This is a genomic window from Brevibacterium sp. K11IcPPYGO002 (assembly GCF_050920635.1).
Taxonomy (GTDB): Bacteria; Actinomycetota; Actinomycetes; order Actinomycetales; family Brevibacteriaceae; genus Brevibacterium.
The window spans coordinates 3,511,421-3,522,601 of the sequence record NZ_CP131929.1 but is presented as its reverse complement, the minus strand read 5'-3'; the positions used below and the strand labels follow the sequence as shown (position 1 = coordinate 3,522,601).

Here is an 11,181-nt window from a genome sequence, read left to right as displayed (position 1 = left end):
GACCCCCGAAGAGGAGATCAGAAGATGAACATCAGACGGATGACAGTTGCGGCAGTCGCCGCCGTGGCGCTGGCGCTGACCGGGTGCGGCTCGGACGGCGGCAGCGGTGGAGGCGGTGAGACCACCGACGACCTCACGCTCGGCACCGGCGGCACATCGGGCACGTACTACCCTCTCGGCGGTGAGCTCGCTTCGATCTTCGAGGACAACGTCGACGGCGTGACAGTCAACTACGTCGAGTCCGGTGCCTCGGCCGAGAACCTCGGCAAGATCTACCAGGGCGAATGGCAGCTCGGCTTCACGCAGAGCGATACGGCCAACACCGCGGTCAACGGCGAGCTCGAAGACCTCGACGGGACGAAGATCGACAACGTCGGCTGGCTGGCCTCGCTCTACCCTGAGGCCGCTCACATCATCGTCCGCGAAGACTCGGGAATCGAATCGGTCGAGGACCTCAAGGGGAAGAAGATCGCGGTCGGCGACGCCGGTTCGGGCACGCGCGCCATCTCCGATGCCATCCTCGACGCCGCGGGCATCGGCGAATCCGACTACACCCCGGAGATCACCGACTTCGGCGCTTCGACCGACATGCTCGCCGACAAGCAGATCGATGCCACGATCTTCGTCGTGGGCACCCCGGTGGCGGGGCTGACCCAGCTGGCCGCGACGACCGACGTCAAGCTGCTCGGACTCGACGACGATACGACGAAGACGATCGAAGAGGGATCGGGTGCGGAGTCCTACGACATCCCCGCCGACGCCTATGACTTCCTCGACGAGGACGTCCCGACCGTTTCGGTGTTCGCCTCCTTGGTGGCCTCGACCGATCAGGTCAGTGAGGACACCGCCTACAACCTCACGAAGGCGCTGTTCGAGCACACCGACGACATCACTCTCGACGTCGGCAAGCTCATCACGAAGGACTCCGCGATGCTGGGAGTCGGCGACGTGCCGCTGCACCCGGGCGCTCAGAAGTACTTCGAAGAAGAGGGCATCGAGCTGCCGTGAGCGAAGATTCGACACCGACCCGGCCGTCCGCTGCGACGGCCGGGCCCGGCGCCGATGAGGTGGCAGCCGGAGAACGCGCATCGGCCGACGTACTCGCAAAGCATGACACCTCCAGCCGCTATCGCAAGGATCTCGGCTGGTGGGTCTGGGTGGTCGGCGGACTGTCCATCGCCTTCACCGTCTACCACCTCTATGCCGCACTCGAACGGCCCTTCAACACGTGGATGCACACATCGCTGCATCTCGCGGGCGCCACCGCGCTCATCTTCTTCCTCTACCCGCCGAGCCGCCGTCTCCTCGATGCACCGGCGACGGGCAACCGCGTCGCCGACGCACTGATCGGGCGCGGCAGCCGCATCCCCTGGTACGACGTGCTCCTCGGCTTCGCCGGACTCGGCTGCAATCTCTACGTCTTCGTCGAGTACTCGCGGCTGGTGAGCAACTCCGTCCAGATCCTCGGCTATTCGAACCTCGACTACTTCGTGGCGATCCTCGGCGTCCTGCTCATCCTCGAAGCCACCCGCCGGTGTGTGGGCCTTCCCATCGTCATCATCGGCGGCATCGCCATCCTCTACGGACTCTTCGGCAACTACAGCCCTGTGTTCACGCATTCCGGGATGAGTCTCGAGGACTTCGCGACGACGATGTTCCTGTCGAACGGATCGGGCATCTTCGGCACTCCGATCCAGGTCTCGGCGAACTTCATCTTCCTCTTCCTCTTCTTCGCCGTGATGCTCGTGCACACGAACATCGGACAGTTCTTCAATGACCTGGCCTTCCGTCTCACCGGCCGATTCACCGGCGGTCCCGCCAAAGCGGCGGTCGTGGCCTCCGGTCTCCAGGGCATGGTGTCGGGTTCGTCCGTGGCCAACACCGTCGCCTCGGGGTCGTTCACCATCCCGCTGATGAAGAGGTCGGGCTTCAAACCCCACTTCGCCGCCGCCACCGAGGCGACCGCCTCGACGGGTGGACAGCTGATGCCCCCGATCATGGGCGCGGCCGCGTTCATCATGGCGCAGAACGTCCCGGACCTCGAATACAACGGACTCATCGTCATCGCGATCATCCCGGCGATCCTCTACTTCCTCGGGGCCTTCCTCTCGATCCACTTCGAGGCGAAGACCGACGGGATCCTCGGGCTGTCCAAGGCGAGCCTGCCTGACGGCAAGGAGCTGCTCAAACGCCTCGACCTCCTGCTGCCGTTGGCCGTCATCATCCTCACCCTCCTGTCGGGGATGTCGCCGATCCGCGCCGCGCTGTTCGGCATCGGCACCGCGTTCTTCCTCAGCTTCCTGCGGAAGTCGACGCGGATGGATCCGCGCGGATTCGTCACGCTGCTCGTCGAGGGCGCCCGCACGGCGCTGCCGGTGATCGCGGCCTGCGCGACGGCGGGAATCGTGGCCGGCACGGTCACGGCGACCGGACTGGGCGGACAGCTCGGCAAGGGGCTGGTCGATCTCGCCGGAGGCAACTTCTTCATCGTCCTGGTCATGGTCATGATCGCCTGCATCGTCCTCGGCATGGGCCTGCCGACGACCGCGAACTACGTCGTCACGGCCACTGTCGCCGCACCGATCCTGTACAACAACTTCGATGTGCCGCTCATCGCGGCGCACATGTTCGTGTTCTTCTTCGGGATCCTCGCCGACATCACCCCGCCGGTCTGCCTCGCAGCCTATGCCGGCGCTGGCATCGCCAGGGCCAATCCGATGCGTGCGGGTGTCACCGCCGTGCGGATCGCCATCGCCGGTTTCCTCATCCCCTACGTGTTCATCCTCGAGCCGGCTCTGCTGCTCCAGGGCACGTGGCAGGAGCTCCTGTTGGCGCTCGTGACCGTGATCCTCGGCATGATCGGAGTGTCCTCGGGTCTGGCCGGGTACTTCATGGGTCGGGCCAACATCGTCGAGCGGGTGCTGTTGTTGGCCGCCGGGATCACCCTGATCTACCCGAACATCTGGGTCTCTCTCGTCGGTCTCGTCGTGCTCGTCGCGGTCGCGCTCATCCAGCGGCTGCGGAAGGCCACGACCACCACCGAGATCGCCGCCCAGAGGGCCGCGGCCACGGCCTGATTCCCTCGTCGGTCCGCGAGCCGTGCCGAGTGCACGGCTCGCGGACCGTTGTCATGTGATCCGAGTCGCCTGCGCGTGCCCGACCGTCGTGTGCGAGCGCGTTCCGATTGTGCGGATCGCACAAGGCGACACGCCAGAAGTTGTGAGCTGGTGCTGCGGTTTCACACCCGTTCCGGCATAGAGTGACAGACAACACATTTCGGCGGTCGCAGGCGGAGAAATCATGACCACGGTCCGGCCGCCGCAGGCAGGAGCCGCCTCCGGCGGCCGGAACCGAAGGGGTCCAATGGTCACTCAACACTCGCTGCGCCGCACCGTGCGCGTGAGCCTGCGCCGATGCCTGGCCGGCATCGCGGCGCTGGCACTCGCCGGATCGATGGCCGCCTCCCCGGCACAGGCCGCCGACTCGGAGGCTCCCGCCGCTGAGAACGTGCTGCGGATCGCCACCGACGGATTCATCGACTCCTTCAACCCGTTCACCTCCTTCTACCTCGTGCCGACGAACACCTTCCGGTACATGTATGAGAACCTCGTGGCCAACGACGCCAAGGACGGGTCGGTCACCGAGGGACTCGCCACCGAATGGAACACGGACTCCGACGGCAAGGTCTGGACCTACACGATCCGCCCGGACATGAAATGGTCCGACGGGGAACCGCTGACCTCGAAAGACGTCGCCTGGACCTATAACCAGATGATGGACAACGACGAGATGGCGGTGGCCAACGGCAGCCTCGTCGAGAACTTCGCGAAGGTCGAGGCCCCCGACGATTCCACCGTCAAGATCACCCTGAAGAAGGCGCAGGCGAACAACCCCGGCCAGGAGATCCCCGTCGTGCCGGAACACGTGTGGTCGAAGATCGACAAACCCGGCGAGTTCAAGAACGACGAGAAGTCCGTGGGTTCGGGACCCTTCCAGCTCGACAGCTATGAGGCGAACAAGTCGATCACGCTCAAGGCGAACCCGAACTTCTGGCGCGGCAAGCCGAAGCTCGACGAGATCCAGTACCGCTACTACACGAACTCCGATGCGCAGGTGCAGGCGATCCGCTCCGGCGAGGTCGACTTCATCACCGGCCTCAGCCCGGATCAGTTCACGGCACTGGAGAACGCGGACAACGTCGAACTCAACGACGGCAACGGCCGCCGCTTCAACGGAATCTCCATCAACCCGGGTGTCGCCGACGCCGACGGCAAGGAATTCGGAACCGGCAACGAGGCGCTGAGGGACAAGAAGGTCCGCCAGGCCATCCGTGCCGGCATCGACACCGAGACCCTGCGCAAACAGGTCATGCAGGACTATGCGCAGCCGGCCACGAGCTTCATTCCCGCCGTCTACCCGGACTGGGCGCTGAGCCCCGACAACCCGGTCGTCAGCGGATTCGACATAGACCGCGCGAAGACGCTCCTCGACGACGCCGGTTGGAAGGAAGGCTCCGACGGCATCCGCGAAAAGGACGGCGAGAAGCTGCAGCTGCGTTTCCTCACCGATGCCGACGTTCCGACGGAGCAGAGCACCGCGAAGTTCCTGAAGCCGTGGATGAAGGACATCGGCATCGACCTGAAGAACGAATCGACCGATGCCGACACCGAGTCCGAACGCACCACCAAGGGCGACTACGACATGTACTTCTCGGGCTGGTCGATCAACCCTGATCCCGACTACCAGCTGAGCATCAACACCTGCGGTCAGCGCCCTGACGCCGAAGGCAACGGCGGCACCAGCCAGGACGGCTGGTGCAACAAGGAATTCGACAAGCTCTATCAGGCCCAGCACGTCGAGCTCGACCAGGCCAAGCGTCAGGAACTCGTGCAGAAGGCACTGGCCATCCACTATGAAGAGGCCCCCTCGGTGACGCTGTGGTACCCGAACCAGCTCGAGGCCTACCGCTCCGACCGGTTCGAGAACTTCACCAAACAGCCTTCCGACGGCGGCGCCATCGCCAACCAGGTCGGCTACTGGGGCTACTCCTCGGTCGAACCCGTCAGCGCAGGGGAGGCCACCGGCGGCGGAATGGGCGCCGGCGGTTGGATCGGCATCGGAGCCGCGGTCATCGTCGTCCTCGGCGGAGGCGGCTGGCTGCTCAGCCGCCGCAGGAAGTCCGACGACCGCGAATAGTTCCCGCGCCCACAGTCCGGGTGCTGCGCCACCCGCGCCATCTACGGCGCCCGGACTCACGGGCCTCTGTCCTCATCACCTGGAGCACCACAGTGAGCACACCCACCCACGATCCCCATTCCGGGGATCGCCCTGACCGGGGAACGGACACGGCGACCCCGGGCACCGACCCCACCAACCCCGGCCCCGCCTCGGCGCAGGGAACTGCCGACACCGCCGACCCGAACCCTGCCGACGTGCACCCCGCCGACCCGAACCCTGCCGACGTCGACATGGACGAACCTCCGGCCGGCGGATCGTTCGCCCGCTACTTCCTGCGCAAGCTCGGCGGGGCCGCGACCTCGATGATCCTGGTCATCGTGCTCGGCTTCTTCGCCTTCCGCATGCTGCCCGGCGACCCCGTGCTCAAGATCGCGAAGGAACGGCCGATGTCGCCGGCGCAGATCGCCGAGCTCCGCAGCCAGTACGGACTCGACAAACCCGTCATCGTCCAGTTCTGGGACTACCTCGTCGGCATCGTCACCGGAGACCTGGGCGAGTCCTACGTGTACCGGAAATCCGTGTCCTCCCTCATCGGCGACTACCTCGGCCCGACCCTGCTGCTCACGGGCACCGCGGCCGTCATCGCCATCGCCCTGGGCCTGTGGCTCGGGCAGCTCTCGGCCTGGCGGCGCAATTCCCTGTTCGACAAACTCGCGTCCTCGACCTCGCTGATCTTCTGGTCCGTGCCGACGTTCTGGCTCGGCCTCATCCTGCTCATGATCTTCGGCGGCACCCTGCAGTGGCTGCCCACCGGCGGCATGATCACCCCGGGGCTCGACCCCTGGTCGCCGGCCGGGATCATCGACGTCATCACGCACCTGATCCTGCCGGTCGTCTCGCTCGTCGCCGTCGTCTATGCGCAGTTCCTCATGATCATGCGCGCCTCCCTGCTCGAGGAGATGAGCGAGGACTACCTCACGACGGCCCGCGCAAAAGGCCTCACCGAGGATGAGGTCCGTCGCCGTCACGCCGTGCCCAATGCTCTGCTGCCGACCGTCACCGTCGTCTTCCTCCACATCGGCGGGCTCATCGCCGGTGCGGTCACCGTCGAAGCCGTGTTCTCATGGCCGGGGCTGGGCAAACTCACCTTCGAAGCCATCCGCGGCCCTGACCTGCCGCTGCTGCAGGGCACCTTCGTCGTGTTCTCGGCGCTCATCATCGTCATGAATCTCGCCGCCGATATCGTCTACCGATTCCTCGATCCCCGCGTCAGGAGGGTCTGATGAGTGCGAACACCCCCGTCGTCGACGGCGCGAAGCTCGTGCGCGAACGTCGGCTGAACAATGCGAAGAAGAACTGGGCGCTCTTCCGCTCCGATGTCCCGGCTCTCATCGGCGCCGTCGTTCTCCTCTTCTTCATCGTCATCGCGATCGCCGCTCCGCTCATCGCGCCGGCCTCGATGCTCGACGTCACGAAGCAGCTCGACGTGCCCCGCTACGCCCCGCCGAGCCTCGACCATCCCCTGGGCACCGACGACCTGGGTCGGGAGATGTGGGTGCGCATCCTCTGGGGAGCGCGAGTGTCGATCCTCGTCGGTGTCGCCGCGACCGTGATGTCGATGCTCATCGGCACCATCATGGGCCTGGCCGCCGGTCACTTCTCGGGACTGTTCGGCGGCATCATCATGCGCATCGTCGACTTCTTCATCGTCCTGCCCTCCCTGCTGTTGGCGATCGTCCTGTCGTCCGTGCTGGAACGCGGAGTCTTCACGATCGTCGTCGCCATCGGACTGACCTCATGGGCGTCGACGGCACGGATCGTGCGGTCGCAGACCCTCAGCGTCGAATCCCGGCTCTACATCGAAAGGGCGCGCATCCTCGGTGCCGGTCATTCCCATATTCTGTTCCGGCACCTGCTGCCGGCGGTGATGCCGCTCGTGCTTGCGAACACGACCCTGACCGTCGGTGGGGCGATCATCGCCGAGTCGACGCTGTCGTTCCTCGGCCTCGGCGATACGTCCAAGGAATCGTGGGGCACGATCCTGAAGAACTCGATGGACGTGTCCGCAGCGACCTCCGGCTACTGGTGGTACGTGCTCACCCCGGGTGTGGCGATCCTGCTCGTCGTGCTCGCGTTCACGATGGTCGGGCGCGCATTCGAGGCCATCATCAACCCCGCCCTGAGGAGCCGCTGATGACCGATCTGCAGTTCGAGAACGTCTCGATCACCTACCGGTCCTCCTCGGACCGCGGGGACGTCGTCGCCGTGCAGGACGTCAGCCTCGACCTGCCCTCCGGAGCCACACTGGGCATCGCCGGGGAGTCCGGGTCGGGGAAATCGACGTTGATCATGTCGGCCCTGCGGCTGCTGCCGAAGTCGGCGCGCCTCGACGGGCGGGTCCTCCTCGGCGGGCAGGACATCCGAGAGCTGAGCTTCGGCCAGATCCGCGCGGTCCGGTGGGCACAGGCCTCGATCGTCTTCCAAGGCGCCCTGCACTCGCTCAACCCCGTCCGCGAGGTCGGGAGTCAGATCATCGAAGCCCTCGAACACCACTCGAAGGACACGTGGACGACTCCGCAGAAGCGCCGGGATCGGATGTTCGAACTCCTCGCCGAGGTCAATCTCGAAGCAGCGAAGTCGAGTGCATACCCGCACGAGCTCTCCGGCGGGCAGAAGCAGCGGATCATGATCGCCATGGCGCTCGCCTGCGAGCCGGATATCATCATCGCCGACGAGCCGACGACGGCCCTGGACGTCATCGTGCAGAAGCAGATCCTGACCGGCCTGGCCCGCCTCGTCGCCGAACGCGGGATCTCCCTGCTGATGATCAGCCACGACCTCGCCGTGCTCTCAGCCGTCTGTGCGGATCTTGCGATCATGCGCCACGGCCGCCTCGTCGAATACGGACCCAGCGACGACGTCTGCCTGTCCCCGCAGGAGGATTACACGCAGCAGCTCGCCGGTGCGTTTCCGCAGATCGGGGACCCCGAATCCCGGTTGAATCCCCGGACGCGGAGGCCCGCCGAGGTGGCCCGGGCCGAACCGTTCACCATGACGGATGAGGTGGTGCTCGAGGCGAAGGACCTCAGCGTCTCCTTCGACACCCGGCGGGGCCGCGAACGTGCGGTGCGCGGGGTGGATCTGCAGCTGAAGAAGGCGGAGATCCTCGCCGTCGTCGGCCAGTCCGGTTCGGGGAAGACGACTCTGGCCCGGTCGCTGCTCGGGCTGCAGGAGGTGGAGGCAGGTTCGCAGCTGTTCTTCGCCGGCAAGCCGCTGCCGCGGAAGGCGAAGGAGCTGCGGGCCTTCCGGCGGCAGGTGCAGATGATTCTGCAGGACCCGGCCGGATCGCTCAATCCCAAACGCAGCGTGTATGAAGCCGTGGTCGAAGGCCTGAAGGTGCAGGGGATCAAAGACCGTGAGTACGAGCGGGTTGTCGGTGCCCTTGCAGCCGCCGAACTCACCCCGGCCGAGGACTATCTCGAATCGATTCCGCAGGAGCTCTCCGGCGGACAGCGGCAGCGCGTCGTCATCGCCGGTGCCCTGGCTCTCGACCCGCAGGTGCTCATCGCCGATGAGCCCGTGGCGTCGTTGGATGCGTCCGTGCGCGGGGAGATCCTGTCGCTGTTCCTCGCGCTGAAGAAGAACCTCGGCATGAGCGCGCTCATCATCACCCATGATCTCGGACTGGCCTGGAACATCGCGGACACGGTGGCCGTGATGAAACGAGGGGAGATCGTCGAATACGGTGAGGTCGAGAAGGTGCTGTCCGATCCGCAGCACGAATACACGCAGGAACTGCTCGCAGCGGTTCCCCGACTGGGAAGTCAGAGTCTGGTGAGGAATGAGTAGGCAGGATTCGGCCGGAGCCGTCGGTGCAGGCGGTGCTGCGCCGGCGGAAGACCGCGTGGGACGCCCCGCACCGAGCCCCTATCTTCGCACCGCGCCCCTGGCCGCCGGAGACACCGTCCGACTGATCGCGCCGTCGGGACCCACCGACGAGGAATCACTGCAGCGCGCCATCGCTCAGCTCGAATCCTGGGGTCTCACCGTCGTGCCCGGTGGCAACGTCCGCGGCCGGCACCCGCGGGTGACGTACCTGGCCGGCACCGACGCCGAGCGTCGCTCCGACCTCGTCGATGCCTGGTGCGATCCGGACACGGATGCGGTGATCGCGCTGCGCGGAGGCTTCGGGGCCATGCGGCTGCTCGACGGCATCGACTTCGACCTCATGCGCAGGCATATGCTGCGCCGGGACGGACGCCCCAAACTGCTCACCGGGTCCTCGGACATCACCGCCCTTCACCAGTCATGGGAGCACCACCTCGGGGTGGCGACTCTGTTCTGCCCGATGGTCGGCAACGACCCGTTCAAGAACTCGACGGTCGTCCCGGACGAGGTCGCCTCGTGGCTGTTCCAACCGTGGGGCGGCCGCGAACTCGGCTTCCCCGCTGATATCTCGGCGGGGGCTGCCGCTGACGCCTCTGCGGACGAAAATAGGTCACCATCGGACATTTCAGACGCCGAAAAGTCTCCGAAAGCGACCAACTTTCTGCCGGACACCGCTGTGGAAGACGCGGCACGCCCGCTCAGCCGGGCTCAGACGTTGGTGCCGGGTGCGGCGAAGGGGCGCCTCGGCGGGGGAAACCTCAGTCTCATCGCCGCTGGGATGGGCAGTCCCGAGCTCAGCGACGTGCGAGAACGACGCGAGCGTCGGGGCCCGAGCATCCTCATGCTCGAAGACGTCGACGAGGAGCTGTACCGGCTCGACAATCTCATGGTGCAGCTGGTCCGCGGCGGGTGGTTCGCCTCGGCAGATGCGGTGGTGCTCGGGTCGTGGCAGGACTGCGCGGACGTCCACGAGGTGGAGGCGCTGATGATCGACTACCTCGGCGGGCTGGGGGTACCGATCGTGTCGGAGATGGGGTTCGGGCACGATCCCGATGCCCCGAGTGCCCCGCTCGGCGTCGATGTCACCCTCGAGGCCGAGCCCGGGGAGGGGCCGCGGCTGTGGGTGGATGCGCCGGCGAAGACGACAGCAGAAGGAGAGACTCGATCATGAGCGAACTGAGATTCGATGGACTGCCCGGAGTGCGCTTCAGCGCTCTGGCCTTCGACGTCGACAGCGGGGAACGGGTGTTCGCCCACAACGAGAACGACGAACTCGACACCGCCAGCATGGGCAAGGTCTTCCTGCTCCACACTGCCCTGCAGATGTCGGTGGACGGGACCCTTGACCTCGAGGAGCGACTGCATCGACGACCGTCGGAGAGGGTCGACGAGTCCGGGGTCTGGTACCTCATGGAGCAGGACGAGCTGAGCATCTTCGACGTGGCTCTGCTCATCGGCGCGTTCAGCGACAACTTCGCCACGAATGTGCTCATCCGCCGGGTCGGACTGGCGAATGTCGCAGATCAGGTGGTCGACCTCGGGTACCGGAACTCGGGTCTGCACGACTTTCTGCGCTGGCCGCGTCCGGCCAAGGCGCCGCGGACCCTGTCGACGGGCACGGCCGCGGAGCTCAGTGATTTCATGGCCCGGCACGCCAAGGACGAGTTCTGGGACAAGTCGACGAACGAGATCTTCCGGCGCTGGTTGGGAGCGGGCGCGGACACCTCGATGGTCGCCTCGGCGTTCGATCTCGACCCGCTCGCTCACTACAACTACCAGCGGGATGTGTGGGTGTGGAACAAGACCGGCACGAACGGGACGATCAGGGCCGATGCCGGGATCGTGATGACGCGGACGCGTCGCGTCGCCTACGCGGTGTTCGCGAACTGGGAGCCGGGCACCGACCGCGTCGTCGACGTCATGCCGGTCATGCGTGAAGCCGGCGACGCGATCCACCGATTCCTCTGAGCGTCCACTGAATTCGACTGCCGCCGATGGGAGCTCGCCTTTCGCCTGACGAATGCCCCCGGCAGCAGTCGTCGCCTGCCGGGCGACTCTCGGCCGCTCTGAGAGCGCCCCGACTGCTTTCGGACCGGTCTCGGCGTGGAGAGCCGT

8 protein-coding genes are annotated in these 11,181 nt (G+C 66.0%); all 8 read left to right on the top strand.

Going from position 1 to position 11,181, the window contains the following annotated elements; translation table 11 throughout:
• The first annotated feature begins 39 nt into the window (after positions 1–39).
• The 8 genes from QYM46_RS16200 to QYM46_RS16165 all read left to right on the top strand — a co-directional run bounded on the left by QYM46_RS16200 (position 40) and on the right by QYM46_RS16165 (position 11,034).
• Positions 40–1,008, top strand: a complete 969-nt coding sequence (locus tag QYM46_RS16200) for a TAXI family TRAP transporter solute-binding subunit (protein WP_098731825.1) — start codon at positions 40–42, stop codon at positions 1,006–1,008.
• Entirely contained in the window at positions 1,005–3,077 is a 2,073-nt protein-coding gene (locus QYM46_RS16195; protein WP_169253260.1) for a TRAP transporter permease, read from the top strand. The genes QYM46_RS16200 and QYM46_RS16195 overlap by 4 nt, the downstream gene beginning before the upstream one ends.
• A 286-nt stretch (positions 3,078–3,363) precedes the next feature.
• Complete coding sequence (locus QYM46_RS16190; RefSeq protein WP_432789782.1) at positions 3,364–5,196, top strand: ABC transporter substrate-binding protein; 1,833 nt, start codon at positions 3,364–3,366, stop codon at positions 5,194–5,196.
• A gap of 92 nt (positions 5,197–5,288) precedes the next feature.
• Positions 5,289–6,461, top strand: a complete 1,173-nt coding sequence (locus QYM46_RS16185; protein ID WP_432789781.1) for an ABC transporter permease — start codon at positions 5,289–5,291, stop codon at positions 6,459–6,461.
• Positions 6,461–7,372, top strand: coding sequence for an ABC transporter permease (locus QYM46_RS16180; RefSeq protein WP_432789780.1), 912 nt, complete (start codon positions 6,461–6,463; stop codon positions 7,370–7,372). The genes QYM46_RS16185 and QYM46_RS16180 overlap by 1 nt, the downstream gene beginning before the upstream one ends.
• Positions 7,372–9,027, top strand: coding sequence for an ATP-binding cassette domain-containing protein (locus tag QYM46_RS16175; RefSeq protein ID WP_432789779.1), 1,656 nt, complete (start codon positions 7,372–7,374; stop codon positions 9,025–9,027). The genes QYM46_RS16180 and QYM46_RS16175 overlap by 1 nt, the downstream gene beginning before the upstream one ends.
• On the top strand, positions 9,020–10,237 hold the full coding sequence (locus QYM46_RS16170) for a S66 peptidase family protein (RefSeq protein WP_432789778.1): 1,218 nt from the start codon (positions 9,020–9,022) through the stop codon (positions 10,235–10,237). Before QYM46_RS16175 ends, QYM46_RS16170 begins: the two co-directional genes overlap by 8 nt.
• A complete protein-coding gene (locus QYM46_RS16165) occupies positions 10,234–11,034 on the top strand; it encodes a serine hydrolase (RefSeq protein WP_432789777.1) in 801 nt (266 codons plus the stop codon). Before QYM46_RS16170 ends, QYM46_RS16165 begins: the two co-directional genes overlap by 4 nt.
• Positions 11,035–11,181: the final 147 nt, after the last annotated feature.

Coding starts and splice junctions, on each gene's coding strand:
- QYM46_RS16180 (WP_432789780.1), top strand. CDS start 6,461: ATGAGTGCGAACACCCCCGTCGTCGACGGCGCGAAGCTCGTGCGCGAA.
- QYM46_RS16190 (WP_432789782.1), top strand. CDS start 3,364: ATGGTCACTCAACACTCGCTGCGCCGCACCGTGCGCGTGAGCCTGCGC.
- QYM46_RS16165 (WP_432789777.1), top strand. CDS start 10,234: ATGAGCGAACTGAGATTCGATGGACTGCCCGGAGTGCGCTTCAGCGCT.
- QYM46_RS16175 (WP_432789779.1), top strand. CDS start 7,372: ATGACCGATCTGCAGTTCGAGAACGTCTCGATCACCTACCGGTCCTCC.
- QYM46_RS16170 (WP_432789778.1), top strand. CDS start 9,020: ATGAGTAGGCAGGATTCGGCCGGAGCCGTCGGTGCAGGCGGTGCTGCG.
- QYM46_RS16200 (WP_098731825.1), top strand. CDS start 40: ATGACAGTTGCGGCAGTCGCCGCCGTGGCGCTGGCGCTGACCGGGTGC.